Below are 20,309 nucleotides of genomic sequence, written 5' to 3'. Positions count from 1 at the left end.
GCCGTAGGAGACAATGCACGGGGCACAGTTTCTTGCCTGTTTGCGACCAGTACGGATTAAAGCGGAAGAACAAGCTCGACCTTCAAACCGCCCAGATCGGCGCTTTCACCCAGTCGCAAATGCCCGCCATGGCCGCGGGCGATGTCATTGGCAATGGCAAGCCCAAGACCCACACCTGAGCCCTTGTTCTGGTTGCGGGATTTATCCAGCCGGGCGAAAGGTTTTAAGGCCTCTTCCCGATCCTCAGGCGCTATCCCGGGGCCATCATCCTCGATCACAAACCGCAGATCCCCGCGTCCCGTGACCAAAGAAAACCGCGCCTGTGAACCATATCTCGTTGCATTGCCCAGAAGGTTTTCCAACGCACGCTCAAGCGATGCACGCCGAAGGGGACGCTCACCAGGGTTCGCCAGTTCCCCCAGCGCGACCGTCATGCCTGCACGCTGCGCATTCTCAACCAGGTGATGCACCAGTGCGATCGGATCGACAGACTCTGGCGCGTCCTCCAGCGCTTCAGCCTGAGCAAAACCCAGAAATCGATCGACGAGCCGCTCCATATCATCAACGTCGCGCTCCAGATCTTCACGCGCATCGTCTTCGACCATCGACAGGCCCAGTTTGAGCCGCGTTAAGGGTGTTCGTAGATCATGGCTGACGCCTGACAGCATCAGCGTGCGTTGCTCGATCTGGCGATCAATTCGTGACCGCATGTCCAAAAACGCTTTCCCTGCCGCGCGCACTTCTGTTGCCCCTGCCAGCCTGTAAGGCACCACCTGCCCCTTCCCGAAGGCCTCGGCCGCACGGGCAAGGCGACGGATGGGACGCAGCTGATTTCGCAGAAACAGATAGGCAATCAGCGTCATCAGGAACCCGGTGACAACCATCAAGACGAGCAACTGGTGCGGGTTGGTCGCCGAGACACGTTGGCGTGGAAGATCAACCTGCATCACTCCAAACTGCGTGGGAAGTGACAGCGTCACCCGTTCCCGATCGGATTCCAAATCAACGCCCAACAGGCCCGGCAAGCCCGCCTGCATGGTTCGCAAAACCCGAGGACCGGTGAAATCCATCAACCTGACTTGCGTTGCAACTGGATCAGCCGGAAGCGTCACGCGCATAGACAGAGGCGCGGCAATGCGTCGGGCTTGTTCCACCGCAATCTCTTGCGACATGGCCGTGTTCACCTCGCCCTCAAGAAGCGCGATTTCGGCGACCACAGATTCGGTCATCTGAACGGTTATCCTGTTGAAATGCCGTTGAATAAACACCACGGACACCACAAGTTGCAGCGTGATAATCGGGGCCAGAAGAATCAGCGCCGCACGGCCATAAAGCCCGCGTGGCATAAACTGCTTCAGCCATTGAAAATCGCGCCAGTTTGCATTGTTCGAGCGGTTGTTTTGCGTCATGGCCTGACCCTATGACGCGGCGACGCGCTTGCCAAGCGAAGGGTGCGGCGTCAGGAATGACCAAACGGCAGCCAAGGAGCGTCTAACATGGCATCGGACCCCGCAAATCGCCCGCCTGCAGGCATTATGCAGCAAATGGAGCCCGGCATCCGCCGAATAATCGCTCCAAACCCCTCGCCGATGACCTATTGGGGCACCAATACCTTCGTTCTGGGTGAAGGTGACGTCGCGGTGATTGACCCCGGCCCGGCCGACAAGAACCATTTGGCATCAATCTTAAACGGACTTGGACCAAACGAGCGGATATCGCAGATTCTGGTGACACATGCCCATTTGGACCACTCCCCTCTTGCCTCTGTGCTGTCCAAAGAAACCGGCGCTCCGATCTTGGCCTACGGCGATGCTTTGTCCGGGCGCAGCAGTGTCATGCGCGATCTTGTGGCGCGCGGCTTGTCGTCAGGCGGTGAAGGTGTGGACGCTGAATTCACATGTGACATCTGTCTTGCCGACGGTGAAAAGTTCATGGCTGGCGGTATGGAGGTCGAGGCAATATGGACACCAGGCCACTTTGCTAATCACCTGAGCTTTGCAGCACAAGGCGTTGTATTTACTGGCGATCACATCATGGAATGGGCCAGCTCTCTGGTCTCTCCGCCGGATGGGGATCTGACCGCGTTCATGGCCTCTTGCCGAAAACTGGCCTCACGCTCAGACCGCGCCTACTACCCCGCACATGGTGACCCCATCGACCGCCCGAAAGAGCGTCTGGACTGGCTGATCAACCACCGCCTGACTCGCGAGGCAGAAATTCAAGCCACTCTGGCACAGCTGGACGAGGCAACAGTCCCGACCCTCACCAGCGCAATCTACAATGAAACACCGGATGCCCTCATCCCCGCCGCCGAGCGTAACGTCTTCGCACATCTGATAGACCTCGCCGCGCGCGGAATTGTCACCGCGACCCCAACGCTCGAGGCAAATGCCGTTTTTCGAATGACGGACGAAAAAAAGTAATTTCGCCTCTTGCGGCCCTGAATCGCCCTTGCTATATCGCCCCACATGTTCCGGCGTAGCTCAGCGGTAGAGCAGTTGACTGTTAATCAATTGGTCGTAGGTTCGATCCCTACCGCCGGAGCCATAAATCCCCTAAGGGATTGATAAAACAAGAAAAGCGCTCCTTCTGGAGCGCTTTTCTTGTTTTTGGCGGCTACTTATGCAGATTCAGACCTTCTGAACCGAAGAGTTTCCTTGAAATCTGCCGTTGGTCGTTTCTTCCTCAAATTTGCACGCGGACTCACAGAACGTCCAAAGAGCTTTTCACCCGATCCATGACGATCGAAGTTTTGAACCGGCTGATGTTCGATTCGTCAAAGAAATAGGCTTGCGTGAACGCCTCATATTCTTTGATGTCGCACACGTTCAGGATCAGAAGAAAATCTGCTTCGCCGGTCGTATAATAACATTGCTGCACCGATGGGGCGTTGCGCATTTTGCGCTTGAACGCATCCAGTTGCTGGCGGTTTTCTCGTTCCAGAATGACTTCGACAACCACCGTTAATTCCCGCCCCAGTTTGGTGGCGGACAGGACTGCAATTTCTCGTTCGATCACGCCTGTCTCACGCAGCTTCTTCAGCCTTTTTTGAACCGCTGCGGGGGAAAGGCCCACCGCTTCACTGATCGCTTCAGCAGTCAGGCGGGCATTGCCTTGCACCAAGCGCAGTATATGTAGGTCTTTGTCGTCCATGCTCTCAATTACCTCCTGCAAACGCGATTTTGCAATTTTTTTAGTAATGAGGCACGATTTTTTCGATGCGTGCCAGCCTGATTGACCTTCTAATATGTATTCAACACGAGTCAAAAGGATTGGAAAATTGGATCATTTGACCAAGATGCGGCAACGCTTCCATCGCGCGCCCGAGCTGGGGTTTCAGGAAGAGAACACGAAGACCCTTGTCGCCAAACATCTGCGTGATCTGGGGATCGAGGTGCATGAGGGCGTTGGCGTCGTTGGCATATTGCGAAAAGGCACCAGCAACCGCGCCATTGGGCTTCGGGCTGATATGGATGCGTTGCCGATCATCGAGGCCTCATCACACGATTATGTGTCGCAAAACCCGGGCGTCATGCACGCCTGTGGGCATGATGGGCATATGACGATGCTCCTTGGGGCAGCAGAAAAACTCGCCTCGGAAGGCGGCTTTGATGGCACTGTAGTCTTCCTCTTCCAACCCAACGAAGAACACGGGCTGGGTGCCCGGGCCATGATTGACGAAGGCGTTCTAGACCGGTTCCCGATGGAGGAAGTCTATGCCATCCACAACCTGCCCGGCGCTCCATTGGGCGAGGTGTCGACGCGTAAGGGCTTGGTTTGCAGCAGTGAAAGCCTGTTTGAAATTACGGTGCATGGTCAGGGCGGGCATGCTTCTATGCCACAGGTTGGGGTGGACGCGATCACCGTGGGGGCAGAACTGGTGTTGGCCCTGCAAACGATTGTGGCGCGCAAACTGGCCCCCGGCGCAGGTGTGGTCGTTTCAGTGACTGAATTCCTGACCGATGGGCAGCGCAATGTGCTGCCGGGGCAAGCCATCCTGAAAGGTGATGTCAGGGCTCGCGCGCCCGAGGATCGGGAAAAGGTCGAGATGCTGATGCAGCAAATCACCGATGGCATCGCCAAAGCACATGGGATCACCGCGACGGTATCGTTTCGGACCGAGTTCATTGAAACGATCAACGCAGATGCTCCGACCGAAGCCGTTGTGCGTGCGGCCACCGCCGCAAAGCTCGCCGTGATCCCGGATCGGCAACCGATGAGCTTCTCCGAAGACTTCGCCCATTTCACAGCTGCCATTCCCGGTTGTTTTCTGTTGATGGGCAACGGAACGGACGGGCCCCACGGCCAACCTCTGCATTCTTCGGATTACGACTTTAACGACGACCTTCTGCCCATTGGGGCTGAGTTTTGGACAAAACTGGTGCAGGATCGCCTGCCCCCGCGAAAGGACTAACCATGTACGACGTATTCACCGCGGCCAAACTGCGGCACACCGCTGGACGCCCAAAACCCGCCCAAGCGGCGTTTCGCGTGCTTTCGGAACAGGATTTCGACAATGCCTGCGCCGAGATCATGGCTTGGGAAGGCTATGCCCCTACCCCGCTTGTGTCACTGTCCGGTCTGGCGAAGGACCTGAACGTGGCGCGGATCGACTATAAGCATGAAGGCCCGCGTTTCGGGCTGGGCAGCTTCAAGGCGCTTGGCGGGTCCTATGCCGCGCTGCGGGTTTTGCAGCGTGAGCTGAGCGCCCAATTGGGTCGCACAGTTAGCTTGGAAGAAATCCGCAATGGCGAACATCGCGAGGCTTGCGCCGGGATCACATTGGTCTCAGCGACCGATGGCAATCACGGGCGATCCCTGGCTTGGGGTTGTCAGCGCTTTGGTGCCCCGTGCCGCATCTATATTCATGCCGAAGTCAGCGAAGGCCGAGCCAGCGCTATGCGGGATCTGGGGGCAGATGTCATCCGGATCGAAGGGGATTACGACGCGTCCGTTTTGCTGGCAAAGTCTGAAGCCGAAGAAAACGGCTGGTTTGTCGTCTCGGACACCTCGTGGGAGGGGTATACCGAGCCGCCGCGGGATGTGATGGCAGGGTACTGCGTGATGACACGCGAAGCCTGCAATACTCTGGATAAGCCGCCAACGCATGTCTTCTTGCAAGGTGGCGTTGGGGGGTTGGCGGCCTCGGTCGCGGCGGGTCTTCGGCAGTTTTACAAAGATGCTGCCCCGCGTGTTGTGATCGTGGAGCCCGAGTTGGCAGCGTGTTTGTTCGACAGCGCCAAGAAGGGGAAGCCCACAACATTCGAGATTGCGGAAGAGACCATTATGGCTGGACTGTCCTGCGGCGAACCCTCTGAAATGGCGTGGGAAATTCTGGCAGAGGAAAGCAGCGACTTTCTGACCATTCCGGACAGCATTGTCGCCCCCTCGGTGCGTCTTTTGGCCAATAGTGAGACTGGCGATATAGCCGTCGAAGCTGGCGAAAGCGCTGTCGCTGGATTGGCGGCGTTGATCGCAGCAAGGCAAGATCCTGTGCTGTCAGACGCATTGGGATTGGACGGAAACGCGCGCGTGTTGCTGATCGGATCAGAAGGCGTAACGGACCCAGATATCTTTAAGGCGATCATGGCTGGGGCAAATCATGTCTGAGGTGCTCCAAGCTCCAACACGCGGTTTCCCGGCGTCGGAGTTCAAAGCCCGCACGCGCAATGCGCAAGCCCTAATGGCGGATCAGGGATTGGACGGGATTCTGTTAATGACCGAGCCTGAGGTCCGGTATTTCAGCGGCTTCCACACGCTCTTTTGGCAAAGCCCCACGCGTCCGTGGTTCCTGTTTATCCCCACGCAGGGCAAACCCATCGCCGTGATCCCCGAAATCGGGGCGGCGCTTATGCGTCAGACTTGGATTGACGACGTCCGCACCTGGAGCGCCCCTGCCCCAACTGATGACGGCATTAGTTTGCTGACCGACCTCCTGTCACCGCTGGCCAGTTCCAGCGGGCGTCTGGGCGTTCTGAAAGGCCATGAAACCGGGCTGCGCATGCCGTTGGGGGATTATGAACGCCTGATGGAGGGGCTTCCCGGCCTTGAAGTTGAAGATGCCACCGGGCTGGTGCGCAGCTTGCGTATGGTGAAATCTGAGGCTGAAATCGAGAAGCTCTCTCATATCTGCGCCATCGGATCGCGCGTGTTTTCCGAAGTCCCGAAACTGGCGCGTGAAGGACTGCCCTTTGAAGAGCTCTTCCGGCTCTTTCGGCGTGAAGCGATGTATCACGGGGCGGATGATGTGCCCTATCTGGTTGGCGGCGCTGATCAGGGGGGATATCACGACGTGATCTCTCCGCCATCGCCGCGCCCTTTGCAGAAGGGGGATATCTTTATGCTGGACACGGGTGCCACGTGGGATGGCTATTACTGCGACTTTGATCGCAACTGGGCGATTGGTCTGGCGGATGATCTTTCGAAACGGGCTTATGACACTCTCTGGCGCGCCACCGAGGCTGGGATCGAAGCCGCCCGCCCGGGCAACACATGCGCCGAGCTGTTTCAGGCCATGCAATCTGTCATCGCCGAGATGGACGATCAGGGTGGCGATGTGGGTCGACTTGGGCATGGGCTGGGCATGCAGCTGACCGAATGGCCCTCTCATGCTGCATTTGATGATACTGTCATAGAAGAGAACATGGTGCTGACGCTTGAACCGTCGCTTTCTTATGGTGACGGGCGCATTATGGTCCACGAAGAAAACATTGTTGTGCGTGCATCTGGGGCGAAACTTCTGACTCGCCGCGCGCCTGCCGAGCTTCCGGTAATCTGAGGGAAAAATGCTAAAACTCGACTTCGATACAGACGGTGGCATTGGAACGCGGGCCAATCTGGGCATGATCGTTCTGGAAACGGATGAGACACTAGAGGCGGAGTTCGCCCAACTCACCGATATCGAGGGCGTCGCGCGCTATCACAGCCGCATTCCGATGGTTACGGAGATTCGTCCGGACACGCTTATCCAAATGCTCGATGATCTTCCTGCTTCAACCCGGCTTCTGCCCCCCGCGCTCGATTTTGACGTGATTGGCTATGGCTGCACGTCGGCCTCGACCGTGATCGGATCAGACAAGGTTGCCGAAGCCATTCAAAGCGTGCGCCCCGGAGTTAAGGTCTCAGATCCCTTGGCGGCCATGATCGCAGCGGGCCACAGTCTTGGCGCTGGAAACCTTGGCTTTGTCACCCCCTATGTGCCCGAGGTTTCGCACCGCATGCGCGAGAAGCTTGAAAGCGCCGGTTTCACGATCACTTCGGGCGGATCATTTGAGGAAAGCGATGATCGGGTGGTCGCCAGAATAACCAAGGACGCGATCTATGACGCCAGCATACGTGTGGCCAAAGCTGCACCCGAAAATGCCCCCTGTAAAGCACTGATCATCTCCTGCACAAATCTGCGCTGCATGTCAGTGATCCCAATGCTGGAAGCCCAACTGGGGATCCCGGTCTTGTCCAGCAACATCGCCCTGACATGGCACATGCTGCGACTGGCAGGAATTGACGATAGGATGCCGCAATTCGGTCGCTTGTTCGACGCCCCCTTGCGCACCTAACATAGGCTTAAGGCGGAAAGCTGCCGACTACGCGTTTCCGGTGGTGCCCAACCCAGCGACCGGGTAGGCTTTCATTGATTGTTAGAAGCTTTATTGCTCACAAGGAACCTGGGTGTGGGAAAGACAAGTTTGGCGCCGCATTGGCGACGGATTTACCTATCAACAGCACTGGCTGTGTGCGGTCAGACTGCGCTTGCGCTTGAGACTGTCGAGATCACCGTTCAAGGATTAAATGACGACCTGAAATCAGCCATTGAATCTGCGTCTTTGGTCCAAACCGCTAAAAATGACGGTGAAACGGACCCGCGCGACGTGATGGCAGCCGCCCTTGCCGAATATGGTCGCCTGACCGAGATTCTGTATGCGAACGGCTATTATGGTGGCGTGGTCAGCGTGAAGGTCGATGGGCGCGAGGCTGGATTGATCCCGGTTTTTAACCTGCCCAAGCAGATCAACACGGTCACTGTGTCGGTCGATCCGGGACCCGCTTTCACTTTTGGTCAAGCACGGGTCGCTCCTCTTGCGCCCGGCACCACCCTGCCGGACGGGTTCAAATCCGGTGCCGCAGCAAAAAGCACAGAAATCCAAGCAGCCGCAGATGCTGCACATCTTGCATGGCGACAAGCAGGGCACGCGAAAGCCAACTTAACCGGCCAAAAAATCACCGCAGACCACAATCGCCGCCAATTGTCCGCTGATTTGAAGTTTTCGCCCGGCCCAAAGGCGTTCTTTGGACGAATGACGCAAACTACGCCAAGCGCGGTGCGATCTGATCGTATTGCGCGGATCGCCGGCTTCCCCACTGGGACGACATTCTCGCCCGACGCGCTTGAGGTTGTCGCAAATCGTCTGCGTCGTACCGGAGCGTTTTCATCCGTTGCCCTGAAAGAGGCTGACGCGCTGAACCCGGACAACACACTTGATGTGGGGCTGGCACTTGCCGATGAAAAACCAAGACGGTTTGGCGTCGGCGCAGAGCTTTCATCGCTTGAAGGCGTCGGCGTATCTGCGTTCTGGATGCATCGCAACTTATTTGGAGGGGCCGAGCGTTTCCGTGTGGATGGCGAAGTAACGGGCATTGGCGGGCAACACGGTGGGATCGACTATCGTCTGGGCGCACGTTTGGAACAGCCAGCAACCTTCGGACCTGACACAACCGCCTTTGGCTTCGCCACAGCCGCTTATGAAGATGAACCGGCCTATATCTCGCGCAATGTGGATCTGGGCGTTGGGATGACCCGGATTTTTTCAGAAACACTGACCGGAGAGATTGGCGTGGGCGTTCATTACTCGGACACAACTGACGTGTTCGGAGACCGTGAGTTCTTTCATCTGACCCTGCCCCTTGGTCTGACGTGGGATCGGCGCAATGATCTGTTGGACGCGACCTCAGGCAGCTTTGTCCGCGCCGAGGTGACGCCGTTCTTATCTCTCAATGATGGTGGCAGCGGCGCGCGCGCATTTGTGGATGCACGCGCGTATGGCGCACTTGATACAGGTGATCGGTTTGTCGTTGCTGGACGGGTGCAGGCCGGAACTGTCTATTCCGACGATGTCAAAGACATCCCGCCGGAGTACCTGTTTTTTTCGGGTGGCGGGAACTCGGTACGTGGACAACCCTATCAATCCTTGGGCATTCCGGTTGGGAATGGTGATCTAAGGGGTGCGCAGTCCTATCTGGCGCTGTCGACAGAACTGCGGGCGACAATCACCGACACGATTGGCCTAGTTGCCTTTGCAGATGCAGGGCATGTCAGCGATGACAGCCTTTTTGCTGGTGAAGGGGGCTGGCATGCCGGGGCTGGGCTGGGGTTAAGGTACAAAACCCCGATTGGCCCACTGCGTTTGGATGTGGCCGGTCCGATTTCTGGTGACACGGGCGATGGAATACAGATCTACCTTGGTATCGGGCAGGCGTTCTGATCATGATTCAACGTGTATTCTTCGCGCTTATCGTGCTTGTTCTCCTTCCCGTCGCAACTTTGGCACAATCCGCAAGCCCCACATCCGAGGATGATCGCGGCTACTTGCAAGCTTTTCTTGAAGACAACCTGTCAGATACCGGGCGCGACATCCGGATCACAGGATTTCAGGGCGCGTTCAATTCGAAAGCAACCGTGGACGAAATCACCATTGCCGATGGTGAGGGCATTTGGCTGAGCATGCGGGGCCTGACGCTCACATGGACTCGCAGCGCGCTGTTAACCGGCAATGTGAAAATCGATGCGTTGGAAGCGGACGAGATCAATCTGCTGCGCCGCCCCATTCCAGAACCCGGCCTGCCCAGCCCGGAAGCGACCGAGTTTTCTCTGCCCGAACTTCCGGTCTCTTTGAATATCGGCGTCATTCGGGCCAAACGCGTTATCTTGGGCGAAACTGTCATCGGGGCGGCCGCCACCATATCGCTTGAAGGCTCTGCCTCTTTGGCCTCGGGCAAAGGGGAAGCGGATCTGCAAATCAAGCGGTTAGACGGTCCCAAAGGCGATCTGAGCATGTCGGGAAACTATGACAATGTCGAACGGGTCTTGTCGATGTCCTTGTCTTTGCAAGAGGCCGCTGACGGGATTGCCGCAAACCTGTTGGGCATCCCAGACAGACCTTCGATGGGGCTGACGGTCGAGGGCACAGGGCCCCTGTCAGACTTCACAGCTGACATCGCCTTAGCGACCGCAGGTCAGGATCGGCTGACCGGTAAAGTCGCACTTCTTGAACGCACAGAAACTGAAGGCACGACACCCACAACAGCTACCGAACGGCAATACGCGCTCGATCTATCGGGCGATATCACCGCCCTGCTCCACCCCGACTATCACGGTTTCTTTGGCGAGACCGTCGATCTGACTGCGCGTGCAGTTCAACAGGCTGATGGGTCCACCCGGATCGATGCTCTCTCGCTGCAGTCTGCCTCCATGGATATTCAGGGCAATCTGGTCCTGTCCCCTGCGGGTTGGCCTGAACGTGTCGCCGTTGAAGGGAAGATTGCGTCCCAGGATGGCGGGCTGGTACATCTGCCAATCGCTGGTGATCGCACGCAAGTGTCATCCGTTGATCTGAAAGTTGATTTTGACGCCAGCACTGGCGATCAGTGGATCGCAACCGCCAATTTGAAAGACCTAACGCGCGAGGATCTTACAGTTCAGGCTGCCAATCTGAATGGCTCGGGCGTGCTGCGCGCCGGAAAAGCTGGGGCACCTGCGCAGATTGATGGCCGTGTCGGGTTTGATGTGGCTGGGGTGCTCCCCCAAAGCCCGGAGCTGGCCGCAGCGGTTGGATCTGACGTGTTGGGACAGGTTCAGTTTGATTGGCAAGATAATGAAAAGCTCGCCCTGTCAGATCTGAAACTTACTGGTACGGACTATGACCTAACTGGCGCGCTCAGCCTGTCTGATTTCGCCGACGGGATCATCGCGCGCAGCGATGGATTGCGCCTGTCTGCCCGTGACCTGTCGCGGTTCTCCGGCGTAATCGGCGCCGCTTTGACCGGCGAAGTGGGTTTGGATGTAGAAGGCGAAAGCAACCTCTTGGGTGGGGCGTTTGACATCCGCCTGAACGGTGACGGCTCAGGTATCGGTGTGAACCAACCCGAGCTTGATCAGCTGATCGGCGGGCAAAGCAAGCTGGCCGTTGAAGCGATCAGAGACACCAACGGCACGCGGATCGCGCTGTTTGATCTAAGCACCGAGAAGGCAAAGCTTTCAGCAACCGCGGACCTGAAAACCGATGCCTCGGTCGCCAAGATTACTTTGGACCTTCCCGACGCAAGTGCGGTCGATGCGTCCTTGCGCGGGCCTGCTAAACTGATCGCGACAGCCCGGCAGACAGGCGATGACTGGCAGTTGGATGCGGATATGACCGCCCCCGGAGACGCCAACATCAACGCTGCGGCACTGATCAAATTGGCCGACGGACAGGTCAATCACGTTGAGGGATCGGCCCAAGGGCAAATCGGATCGCTTGCCCCATATCGTGGACTTGCCAAACGCCCAGTTTCGGGGGCTCTAACCTTTGAGGCAAAGGGCCAGATGCAGCCTGAACACGGCGCGTTCACGATGGACGTAAACGGCTCTGGACAGTCTATTGGCACCGGCATCGCCCAAGTTGACGCGATACTGCGTGGCGCCAGCACCTATTCGCTGGCTGCTCATCGTGAGGAGGACAAAGCGCCCGTGCTTCTGGATCGTTTGTCCTTCCGTAGCACTGCATTGGACTTAAATGCCGAAGGTCTGCCTTCGAACGGCAGCACGCGCATTGCATTCCAATCACGCCTTACTGATGTTGGGCTACTTGCAGAGGGCATGTCGGGTCCGGCCCAAGCCGAGGGTGAAGCACAGCTGGACGGTGACGATTGGCGTCTGTCGCTTAACGCAACGGGCCCGGCAGGCGTGAACGCGCGGGTAACCGGGTCTGTGAAATCCGATGCATCGCAGGCGGATCTTGACTTGTCAGGCTCAGCCCCATTGGCGCTTGCGAACACGGCCATCAAACCGCGTCTCGCCACCGGAACGGCAAGCTACGACCTTACACTCCGTGGGCCTTTGGCCCTGGCTTCGGTGAGCGGGACAATCGCCACGCAGAATGCGCGCGTCGCGCTGCCGCGTTTGAAGCAATCCATCGACATCAACAGCGGACAAGTGTCGCTGTCAGGCGGCCAAGCCACGCTGGACATCCAAAGCTCGATCGCGGCGGGTGGGCGTGTCTCAACCACAGGTACGATCGGGCTGGCCCCACCGATGCAGGCAAATCTGGACATCCTTCTGGATCAGCTTCGCCTAACGGATGGAGAGCTGTTTGAAACCACCATGAACGGCACCGCTGGGTTACAAGGCCCCCTACAAGGCGGCGCAACACTGCGCGCGGCGTTAAACCTTGGTCGCACCGAAATTCGCGTCCCGGAAACCACCGCAGGCACCCTGCCCGTGATGGAAGGGCTGGCCCATGTGGGGGAACCTGCATCGGTGCGTCAAACACGGAAGTTCGCAGGGCTTATCGTCCCACCTGCCTCGGCAGCGCCCGGGCGCCCCTACCCGCTCGACATCACGCTCAGCGCACCCGGACAGATCTTCGTGCGGGGCCGTGGTCTGGACGCAGAGCTTGGCGGTGCACTGCGCGTCACTGGCAACAGTGCAAACGTGATCCCTCAGGGCGAGTTTAACCTGATCCGGGGCCGTTTGGACATTCTGGGCAAGCGCCTGACCCTGACCGAGGGGGATGTAAGCCTGCAGGGCAACTTCAATCCGTATCTGCATTTCTTGGCCGAGGCCCGCGCTGAAGACGCCGATGTGTATATCGGCGTAGATGGTCCAGCCTCATCGCCCGAGATCAGCTTCACCTCATCCCCGGCCTTGCCAGAGGACGAGGTGCTGGCACGTTTGCTGTTTGGCAAAGACATCACCCAGATCTCAGCCATTCAGGCTTTACGCCTTGCAGCGGCGGTCCGCACCTTGGCGGGCAAAGGCGGCGAAGGCGTACTGGGCAAACTGCGCAACAATTTTGCGTTGGATGATTTGGATGTGACGACGGATGAAACCGGTGCTGCGTCGGTTCGGGCGGGCAAATACATCTCGGAAAACATCTACACGGACGTCACTGTTGGGGCTGAAGGCAAAGCCGAGGTTAATTTGAACCTGACAATCACGCCGTCCCTGACTGCGCGGGGCACTTTGGGGTCAGATGGGGATACCGGGATCGGGATCTACTATGAACGCGACTACTAAGCCGTGTTAATACATTCCAATCAGTGACTTATAGCCGAATCTTTCCGCGTCGATGAAATTCTCACGCCTCACAACACGTGCGCTCCGTGACAACCGGCTTGTCGCAACCCGGCCACACCTTTTCACTTTGGAAACAATTTGTGTTCAAATTTTTACGATTATTGCGCGGCGATATGTTAACATGTAAAGGCCGAAAGGCTCCTGTGGGGAAACTGGTGCATTTATTTTTACGCACCCCTAATGAGTAACGGAGCAAGGATATGGCTGGGGAAAAGACCGAAGAAAAGCATAAACCACCGTCTGGCGGCACGCGTTACGTGCATGTCAAGGCACCGCCCAAGCGGGATCGCACCCGCACGGACGAGCCGAAAGAGCCGGCGGTTCTATTTACCGATTGGGCCAGCATTTAAGATTTGGGCTTGAGACGGGTTTAAGAATTTTATTGTACCGATTAACCTCGGCGCATGAGCGATCCTGTATCATCCATTCGAAATCTTGGCGAAGCCTCGGACGCGGTCTACGCCCGCGCTGGCATTCATACGGCCGAAGAGCTGCGCATCTTAGGGCCGGACGAGGCCTATCGCCGCCTTCTGGCCACAGGCTCCCGCCCGCATTTCATCGCCTATTACGCCATGGTTATGGGCTTGCAGGGCCGTCCTTGGAATGACTGCAAGGGCAAGGAAAAAGACGCCCTACGCGCACGGTTTGATGCGTTGAAAGCCGAGGCCTCTAAGAACAAGCCCCCCGAAGACACGATGGAAGCGATTTTGAATGAGATTGGGATACGAGCCACTTAGAGTTAGTCCCATACTATTGAAAAGCGCCTCACTCACCTCTATGTTAATAGCATGAACATTAACAGGGACGAAAAGCTTAAATCACTTGAAAAACTAGCCTACCGGCTGGAAAACCTTATCCCCATTCCGGGAACAGAGCTCAGATTTGGGCTGGACGCAGTCATGGGGCTTGCGCCCGTGGTAGGAGATTTTATGTCTCTGATCCCCGGCGGCTACATCATGTACGAAGCCCGTAAACTGGGGGCGCCGAACCTTGTACTGGCGCGCATGGGGCTCAATCTGGCCGCCGACGTGGTGATTGGGCTTACTCCAGTCATCGGCGATGCATTTGACATGGCGTGGAACGCCAACACACGTAATGTGCGCCTATTGCGCGACCACCTTGAAACGCAAACCGCCCATGCTGATCACAGTACGGGCGGCTCAATACTCATAAAAGCGACTTAGGCTTAGCCAACCAGTTCCAGACCCGAGAAGAAGAATGCGATTTCTTCTGCTGCGGTTTCCGGGGCGTCCGAACCGTGAACCGAGTTTTCGCCGATCGACAGCGCAAACTCTTTACGGATGGTGCCTTCGGCAGCTTCGGCCGGGTTGGTCGCGCCCATAACTTCGCGGTTTTTCGCGATGGCGTCTTCACCTTCCAGAACCTGAACAACGATCGGCTCGGAGATCATGAACTCACACAGTTCGCCAAAGAACGGGCGTTCCGCGTGTACACCGTAGAACTGCTGGGCTTGAGCCAAAGTCAGTTGGATGCGCTTGGACGCGACGATGCGCAGGCCAGCTTCTTCGAACTTGGCGGCGATTTGGCCGGTCAGATTGCGTTTGGTGGCATCGGGTTTGATGATCGAGAAAGTGCGTTGAATGGCCATGATGGTCCTCTTTGCGTTTGTGGCACCAAGACCCCTGCCCTGATGCGCGTGTGATTTGCCGCCCCCGTACCATGGGCGGATCATTTTGAAAAGCCGCGATTGACGCCCCCGCAATGCTCAGGCATGTGGGTTCCTATGCTTAAAATCTCAGACATCACATATTCCATCTCTGGACGCACCTTGGTTGAAAACGCCTCGGTCACCATTCCGACGGGTCACAAGGTGGGCCTTGTGGGGCGCAATGGCTCGGGCAAGACCACCTTGTTCAAGGTCATTCGCGGCGAGATGGTGCTGGACACGGGCAGTGTTTCGCTGCCGAAGGGCTGGAAAATCGGCGGTGTCAGCCAGGAAGTTCCCGGCAATGAAGTGTCCCTGATCGACACGGTTCTGCGCGCGGATACGGAACGCGATGCGCTGATGAAAGAGGCCGAAACGGCCACCGACCCAACCCGCATCGCCGAGGTTCAGACCCGTCTGTCTGATATTGATGCCTGGTCGGCTGAGGCGCGTGCCGCCTCGATCCTGAAGGGTCTTGGATTTACCCATGACGAACAGCAAATGCCGTGCTCTGCCTTTTCGGGCGGGTGGCGTATGCGCGTGGCGCTTGCGGCGGTGCTGTTTTCCGAGCCTGACTTGTTGCTGCTCGATGAGCCGACCAACTATCTGGATCTTGAAGGCGCGCTGTGGCTTGAGGCCTATCTGGTCAAATACCCGCACACGGTTCTGATCGTTTCGCACGACCGCGAGCTTTTGAACCGCTCGGTCGGGGGCATTCTGCACCTCGAAGACAAGGGGCTGATTTACTACACCGGCACCTATGACATGTTTGCCAAGCAGCGCGCCCAAAAGCGGGCACTGTTGGCATCAGCAGCCAAGAAGCAAGACGCGCAGCGGGCGCATTTGCAGGCCTTTGTGGATCGTTTCAAGGCCAAGGCCTCAAAGGCGAAACAGGCGCAATCGCGTGTGAAAGCGCTGGAGCGTATGGAAACCATCCGTGCGCCCGAAGATGCCGCGCGCACCGTCTTCACCTTCCCCAAACCAGAAGAACTGTCGCCCCCTATTATCGCCACCGAAAAGGCAGCTGTCGGCTATGGCGATACCGTTGTTCTGCGCAATCTGAACCTGCGTATCGACCAAGATGACCGCATTGCGCTGCTTGGGCGCAATGGCGAGGGGAAATCCACGCTGTCAAAACTCCTGTCAGGTCGTTTGGACCTGATGGAGGGCAATATGGTGTCCTCGAACAAGCTGCGCATCGGCTTCTTTGCCCAGCATCAGGTGGACGAGCTTTATGTGGATGAAACGCCCCTGCAGCACTTGATGCGGGAACGGGCCTCTGAAGGGCAAGCCAAGCTGCGTGCAAGGCTCGCCAGTTTTGGGTTGGGGCCAGATCAAGCAGACACAGAAGTTGGACGTCTGTCGGGCGGCCAGAAAGCGCGCCTGTCGCTGCTTCTGGCCACTCTGCCTGCCCCGCATTTGCTAATCCTTGATGAACCGACCAACCACTTGGACATTGAAAGCCGCGAAGCGCTGGTGGATGCGCTGACCGCATATAGCGGCGCGGTGATTTTGGTGAGCCACGATATGCATTTGCTGTCCATGGTGGCGGACCGTCTGTGGTTGGTGAAAAACGGACATGTCGCCCCGTACGAAGAAGACCTTCAAACCTATCGCAAGATGCTTTTGTCATCGGACGAGGATAAGAAACCTGCAAAGGCGAAGCCTGCCAAGCCCAAAGCCAAAAGGGCGGATCGCGACACAATTCTGGCCCTGCGGGCCGATCTGCGCAAAGCTGAATCCCGAGTGACCAAGCTGGAAGAAATGCGTGATAAGCTTGACGCCAAGTTGGCAGATCCCGAGCTTTACGAGCCAGAGCGCAAGGATGAAGTCATTGTCTGGCAAAAGAAGCATGCCGAAGTGCATGAAGCACTGGACCGCGCCGAGGAACTCTGGCTTCGCGCACAAGATAAACTTGAAAAGGCAGAGGCTTAGACGTGGAATTTGAACTATTTATCCCGTCATTCGTGACCTTGTTTGTGGTCATGGACCCGATCGGAATTGCGCCGCTTTTCATGGCTTTGACGCGGGGGATGAGCACGGCGAAACGACGGGGCGTGGCCATTCGAGCCTGTGCCATTGCAGGGGTACTTCTGACGCTCTTCGCCTTTTTGGGTGAAGGCGTGTTGAACTTTCTTGGCATCTCAATGCCCGCCTTCAGAATTGCAGGCGGCATTCTGTTGCTGCTGACCGCGCTGGACATGCTGTTCGAACGCCGCACCCAACGACGCAAAGACCAGTCGGAAGAGGCGGATAGCGACGACGATCCATCTGTCTTCCCCCTTGCCATGCCACTGATCGCAGGACCGGGTGCAATTGCCACCGTGATCTTACTAGCTGGCCAAGGCGATGGGATTGCAGGTATCGGGCTGGCCTTGGTTGTAATGTCGCTGGTTCTGCTGATCGCATTCGTTCTATTCAACGCAGCCCCTCTGCTGGAGCGCCTCTTGCGCGAAACCGGCATCAAGGTTGTCACGCGTCTTCTGGGTATGCTTCTGGCCGCTCTTGCGGTGCAGTTTGTCCTGGAAGGTCTGCGGGATTTCGGCCTAATGGGGTGACTTGGCACCCTGCCCCGGTGACATTCTGATAACGGGTACTTATATCTATCCCATGACCGGAGACGACTACGCCAGAATTGCCTATCTCGTCCTATTGCTGACCGCAGTGGGCGGCTATTTCGTGGCTGAACAGCGCGCCAATTTGGGCCAGAACCTGCGTCACGCCCTGATCTGGGGATTGATATTTATTGGCGTTTTGGCGGGCGTTGGATTGTGGAATGATGTGCGTGACGACATCGCCCCACGGCAAAGCCTTGTGCAGGACACCGGCGAAATCGTCTTGCCCCGCGCGTTTGACGGGCATTTCTACGTAACCCTTAAGATGAACGGGCAACCCGTTGATTTTGTTGTAGATACGGGTGCCAGTAACATTGTCCTGACCAAAGAAGATGCCGCCCGAATTGGCATCGAAATGAACGCGTTGCGGTTCTACGGCCGCGCGATGAGCGCAAATGGAGAGGTTCGCACCGCTCCTGCAAACATCGCCAAGGTCGAGCTTTTGGGCATTCAGGATTTCGGCGTCGAGGTTTGGGTGAACGAAGGGGAAATGCCGGGATCTCTTTTGGGCAATGACTACCTTCAACGCTTTGAAAAGATTGAGATCCGTCGCGACAAACTTGTCCTGACGCGTTAAGAGCTCGCGTCCGGCTCTGTGCTGGCTTTCATTTCCCAGCGACCGCTTTCTTGGCTCCAGTATTTCGCTGTGACGCCCGCCTGTTTCACAGCCATCCACTGAGTCCGCGCATGGGCCACCGCGTCCGGATCATTCCCGTCAAAGACTACAAAGACACGTTTATGCTGCCGCATCTCAGGTTCCGAGATTTCGGCCCCTTCAATGGACATCAGCGCATCGGCATCATTTGGAATGTCGTCAGACCCTGTCAAAAGGATCGGCTGTGATGCCTCCTGCGCATTCCCCGCCCTACCATGTGGCAAAAAGCTGTCCTCGGGATGAAGCCAAAGACGCTCGTCCAACCAGTTCAGGCGATCCTCGTTTGGACCACGCACGCAAACGCGCCACCCTGCCTGCAAGCTTCGGTCAAGCAGCATTGGCAAGGCAGCTTCAAGCGGTGCCCGAGTTAAGTGATAGAAAAAGACTTCGCCTTTTCCCTTTTCCTCAACCTCGGTCTCCGCAGCGTCGTTCATCGCATTATCCTTCGTACTGGTCTTTCACCATGCGGTTCAGGGCCAAAACGCCCCAGCCTGTTGCCCCTTTTGGCGCCAGCGGGCTTTCGGCGGACAGCTGCGCTGTTCCGGCGATGTCCAGATGAATCCAAGGCTGGTCCTCTTTCACGAAACGGCCCAGAAACTGCGCCGCCGTAATCGAACCGGCAGCACGGCCACCGACATTCTTGATATCCGCCTTATGCGACTTGATCAGCTTGTCATAGCCAGGTCCCATTGGCAGCCGCCAAGCACCTTCACCTTCGGCGTTGGCTGCTTTCAGGAAACCGTTGCAGAACTTGTCATCATTCGAGAAAACGCCAGTGTTTTCATGCCCTAGGCCGATGATGACAGCCCCTGTTAGCGTGGCCAAATCCACCATTGCAGCGGGTTTATACGCTTCTTGCGCATGCCACATCACGTCACACAGAACCAGCCGACCTTCGGCGTCCGTGTTGATCACCTCGATCGTGTCGCCCTTCATAGATTTCACGATATCGCCGGGACGTTGCGCACGCCCATCTGGCATGTTTTCAACCAGTCCAACCAGACCGACAACGTTGGCTTTGGCCCCACGCAAGGCGAGCGTTTTCATAACACCCGACACGGTGCCCGCGCCGCCCATATCCATGGTCATGTCTTCCATGCCCGCGCCCGGCTTCAGGCTGATGCCACCAGTATCAAAGACGACACCCTTGCCAACCAACGCCAGCGGAGCCGCACCTTTTTCGCCTTTCAGCCACTCCATAACGACCACTTTCGAAGGGCTTTCCGATCCTTGCCCAACAGCAAGAAGTGCGCGCATGCCAAGGGCTTCAAGCTCGTCTTCTTCCAGAACTTTTACTTTCACCCCAAGATCGCCAAGTGCAATCAAACGCTCGGCGAATTCCGTGGTGGTAAGAACATTGGCTGGCTCGTTCACCAGATCACGTGTGAAGAACACACCTTCCGAAAGCGCTTTGATGTTGTCTGGGGTCGTCTCAAAGTTTTCTGGTTTCGAGACCATCACCGTCAAGCTGCCGCCCTCTGGCGCATCTTCATTCGTCTGATGATCATCAAAAGCATAGGCGCGAAGCGTGGCACCCAACGCCAGTTCATCTGCTGATTTCAATGCCCCAGCCAGAACCAAAACATCTTTTCCCAACAAGGCCTTGCCGATCGTTCCACCCGCCTTACGCGCAACATCGTCGTCGGCACGCGGCGACAAGCGAACAACTTGAACAGCCTCTGCCTGAAGCCCAGTGGGCCAAGCGATGTCCTGCGTGTCGCCATCCTTCATTTTTTCAAAGGCGTCGCTTTCGGCGAAGCGTACAAGGGCACCGCGCATCAGCTTGTTTACACGCCGGGCTGCTGGGTGCAGCTTTCCGGGCTCTGACAAAACCACAACAACGCGGCCCGAATGCGTACCGATCGCATCAAGGTTGATATCGGTGAAACTCGGAAGGATCGGAGAGGTCATAATTGGTCCTTTTTCTGGCGGGTTTCTGCCATTGGTAGCGGCCTGCTGCGACTTTGACCAGATAGCAGTTTTCCCCGTCCCTCGGATGGTTTAGAAACCAGACCACAAGATGTTGGGTTTTCAGGGGGAAAC

General features: G+C 57.1%; 18 protein-coding genes and 1 tRNA gene. 14 read left to right on the top strand and 5 right to left on the bottom strand.

What is annotated here, in order from left to right:
- Positions 1–56 precede the first annotated feature (56 nt).
- Positions 57–1,409, bottom strand: coding sequence for an ATP-binding protein (locus tag MWU55_RS13815; protein WP_246936965.1), 1,353 nt, complete (start codon positions 1,407–1,409; stop codon positions 57–59).
- 87 nt (positions 1,410–1,496) lie between these two features.
- Here MWU55_RS13815 and MWU55_RS13810 point away from each other — a divergent pair, with 87 nt between their 5' ends.
- Positions 1,497–2,423, top strand: coding sequence for an MBL fold metallo-hydrolase (locus MWU55_RS13810; protein WP_246936963.1), 927 nt, complete (start codon positions 1,497–1,499; stop codon positions 2,421–2,423).
- Between the two features lie 49 nt (positions 2,424–2,472).
- Positions 2,473–2,547 (top strand) — tRNA-Asn (locus MWU55_RS13805).
- Positions 2,548–2,703: 156 nt separating this feature from the next.
- Here the strand turns inward: MWU55_RS13805 and MWU55_RS13800 are convergent.
- On the bottom strand, positions 2,704–3,153 hold the full coding sequence (locus tag MWU55_RS13800; RefSeq protein WP_246936961.1) for an Lrp/AsnC family transcriptional regulator: 450 nt from the start codon (positions 3,151–3,153) through the stop codon (positions 2,704–2,706).
- 145 nt (positions 3,154–3,298) lie between these two features.
- Here MWU55_RS13800 and MWU55_RS13795 point away from each other — a divergent pair, with 145 nt between their 5' ends.
- The 9 genes from MWU55_RS13795 (at position 3,299) to MWU55_RS13755 (ending at position 14,514) form a co-directional block, all read left to right on the top strand.
- The gene (locus tag MWU55_RS13795) at positions 3,299–4,414 is read left to right on the top strand and encodes an amidohydrolase (RefSeq protein ID WP_246936958.1); all 1,116 of its coding nucleotides are present in this window, start codon (positions 3,299–3,301) and stop codon (positions 4,412–4,414) included.
- Positions 4,415–4,416: 2 nt separating this feature from the next.
- Positions 4,417–5,610 (top strand): diaminopropionate ammonia-lyase, encoded by a 1,194-nt coding sequence (locus MWU55_RS13790; RefSeq protein WP_246936954.1) that lies wholly within the window; start codon positions 4,417–4,419, stop codon positions 5,608–5,610.
- On the top strand, positions 5,603–6,778 hold the full coding sequence (locus tag MWU55_RS13785) for a Xaa-Pro peptidase family protein (RefSeq protein WP_246936952.1): 1,176 nt from the start codon (positions 5,603–5,605) through the stop codon (positions 6,776–6,778). The genes MWU55_RS13790 and MWU55_RS13785 overlap by 8 nt, the downstream gene beginning before the upstream one ends.
- A gap of 7 nt (positions 6,779–6,785) precedes the next feature.
- The gene (locus tag MWU55_RS13780; protein WP_246936949.1) at positions 6,786–7,556 is read left to right on the top strand and encodes an Asp/Glu racemase; all 771 of its coding nucleotides are present in this window, start codon (positions 6,786–6,788) and stop codon (positions 7,554–7,556) included.
- A 114-nt stretch (positions 7,557–7,670) separates the two neighbouring features.
- Positions 7,671–9,479: an autotransporter assembly complex family protein gene (locus MWU55_RS13775; RefSeq protein WP_246936947.1), complete on the top strand. Its 1,809-nt coding sequence runs from the start codon at positions 7,671–7,673 to the stop codon at positions 9,477–9,479.
- Positions 9,480–9,481: 2 nt separating this feature from the next.
- Positions 9,482–13,270, top strand: coding sequence for a translocation/assembly module TamB domain-containing protein (locus MWU55_RS13770; RefSeq protein WP_246936945.1), 3,789 nt, complete (start codon positions 9,482–9,484; stop codon positions 13,268–13,270).
- Between the two features lie 260 nt (positions 13,271–13,530).
- A complete protein-coding gene (locus MWU55_RS13765) occupies positions 13,531–13,680 on the top strand; it encodes a hypothetical protein (RefSeq protein WP_246936943.1) in 150 nt (49 codons plus the stop codon).
- Between the two features lie 54 nt (positions 13,681–13,734).
- The gene (locus MWU55_RS13760; RefSeq protein ID WP_246936941.1) at positions 13,735–14,067 is read left to right on the top strand and encodes a TfoX/Sxy family DNA transformation protein; all 333 of its coding nucleotides are present in this window, start codon (positions 13,735–13,737) and stop codon (positions 14,065–14,067) included.
- 51 nt (positions 14,068–14,118) lie between these two features.
- Positions 14,119–14,514, top strand: a complete 396-nt coding sequence (locus tag MWU55_RS13755; RefSeq protein WP_246936938.1) for a DUF4112 domain-containing protein — start codon at positions 14,119–14,121, stop codon at positions 14,512–14,514.
- Positions 14,515–14,516: 2 nt separating this feature from the next.
- On the opposite strand, the gene ndk is transcribed toward MWU55_RS13755, so the two are convergent.
- Entirely contained in the window at positions 14,517–14,939 is a 423-nt protein-coding gene (gene ndk, locus MWU55_RS13750; protein ID WP_108856499.1) for a nucleoside-diphosphate kinase, read from the bottom strand.
- Between the two features lie 135 nt (positions 14,940–15,074).
- On the opposite strand from ndk, the gene MWU55_RS13745 reads away from it, so the two are divergent.
- From MWU55_RS13745 to MWU55_RS13735, 3 genes are read left to right on the top strand one after another with little or no spacing between them, the layout of a single operon-like run.
- Entirely contained in the window at positions 15,075–16,931 is a 1,857-nt protein-coding gene (locus MWU55_RS13745) for an ABC-F family ATP-binding cassette domain-containing protein (protein ID WP_246936935.1), read from the top strand.
- A 2-nt stretch (positions 16,932–16,933) separates the two neighbouring features.
- A complete protein-coding gene (locus tag MWU55_RS13740) occupies positions 16,934–17,554 on the top strand; it encodes a MarC family protein (protein ID WP_348646236.1) in 621 nt (206 codons plus the stop codon).
- 52 nt (positions 17,555–17,606) lie between these two features.
- Complete coding sequence (locus MWU55_RS13735; RefSeq protein ID WP_246936933.1) at positions 17,607–18,188, top strand: TIGR02281 family clan AA aspartic protease; 582 nt, start codon at positions 17,607–17,609, stop codon at positions 18,186–18,188.
- Here MWU55_RS13735 and MWU55_RS13730 read toward each other — a convergent pair.
- The gene (locus MWU55_RS13730; RefSeq protein ID WP_246936931.1) at positions 18,185–18,700 is read right to left on the bottom strand and encodes a DNA polymerase III subunit chi; all 516 of its coding nucleotides are present in this window, start codon (positions 18,698–18,700) and stop codon (positions 18,185–18,187) included. The two genes, MWU55_RS13735 and MWU55_RS13730, sit on opposite strands and share 4 nt — an antisense overlap.
- A 4-nt stretch (positions 18,701–18,704) precedes the next feature.
- The gene (locus MWU55_RS13725) at positions 18,705–20,177 is read right to left on the bottom strand and encodes a leucyl aminopeptidase (protein ID WP_246936928.1); all 1,473 of its coding nucleotides are present in this window, start codon (positions 20,175–20,177) and stop codon (positions 18,705–18,707) included.
- Positions 20,178–20,309: the final 132 nt, after the last annotated feature.

Source organism: Aliiroseovarius sp. F20344 (genome assembly GCF_023016155.1).
GTDB lineage: Bacteria > Pseudomonadota > Alphaproteobacteria > Rhodobacterales > Rhodobacteraceae > Aliiroseovarius.
Note: the sequence above shows the minus strand (reverse complement) of the source record. Positions and strands in the feature narration are given on the sequence as shown.

Excerpts from the sequence above, each read along its gene's own strand:
- MWU55_RS13815 (WP_246936965.1), bottom strand. The coding sequence starts at position 1,409 with ATGACGCAAAACAACCGCTCGAACAATGCAAACTGGCGCGATTTTCAA.
- MWU55_RS13810 (WP_246936963.1), top strand. The coding sequence starts at position 1,497 with ATGGCATCGGACCCCGCAAATCGCCCGCCTGCAGGCATTATGCAGCAA.
- MWU55_RS13800 (WP_246936961.1), bottom strand. The coding sequence starts at position 3,153 with ATGGACGACAAAGACCTACATATACTGCGCTTGGTGCAAGGCAATGCC.
- MWU55_RS13795 (WP_246936958.1), top strand. The coding sequence starts at position 3,299 with ATGCGGCAACGCTTCCATCGCGCGCCCGAGCTGGGGTTTCAGGAAGAG.
- MWU55_RS13790 (WP_246936954.1), top strand. The coding sequence starts at position 4,417 with ATGTACGACGTATTCACCGCGGCCAAACTGCGGCACACCGCTGGACGC.
- MWU55_RS13785 (WP_246936952.1), top strand. The coding sequence starts at position 5,603 with ATGTCTGAGGTGCTCCAAGCTCCAACACGCGGTTTCCCGGCGTCGGAG.
- MWU55_RS13780 (WP_246936949.1), top strand. The coding sequence starts at position 6,786 with ATGCTAAAACTCGACTTCGATACAGACGGTGGCATTGGAACGCGGGCC.
- MWU55_RS13770 (WP_246936945.1), top strand. The coding sequence starts at position 9,482 with ATGATTCAACGTGTATTCTTCGCGCTTATCGTGCTTGTTCTCCTTCCC.
- MWU55_RS13765 (WP_246936943.1), top strand. The coding sequence starts at position 13,531 with ATGGCTGGGGAAAAGACCGAAGAAAAGCATAAACCACCGTCTGGCGGC.
- MWU55_RS13760 (WP_246936941.1), top strand. The coding sequence starts at position 13,735 with ATGAGCGATCCTGTATCATCCATTCGAAATCTTGGCGAAGCCTCGGAC.
- MWU55_RS13755 (WP_246936938.1), top strand. The coding sequence starts at position 14,119 with ATGAACATTAACAGGGACGAAAAGCTTAAATCACTTGAAAAACTAGCC.
- ndk (WP_108856499.1), bottom strand. The coding sequence starts at position 14,939 with ATGGCCATTCAACGCACTTTCTCGATCATCAAACCCGATGCCACCAAA.
- MWU55_RS13745 (WP_246936935.1), top strand. The coding sequence starts at position 15,075 with ATGCTTAAAATCTCAGACATCACATATTCCATCTCTGGACGCACCTTG.
- MWU55_RS13735 (WP_246936933.1), top strand. The coding sequence starts at position 17,607 with ATGACCGGAGACGACTACGCCAGAATTGCCTATCTCGTCCTATTGCTG.
- MWU55_RS13730 (WP_246936931.1), bottom strand. The coding sequence starts at position 18,700 with ATGAACGACGCTGCGGAGACCGAGGTTGAGGAAAAGGGAAAAGGCGAA.
- MWU55_RS13725 (WP_246936928.1), bottom strand. The coding sequence starts at position 20,177 with ATGACCTCTCCGATCCTTCCGAGTTTCACCGATATCAACCTTGATGCG.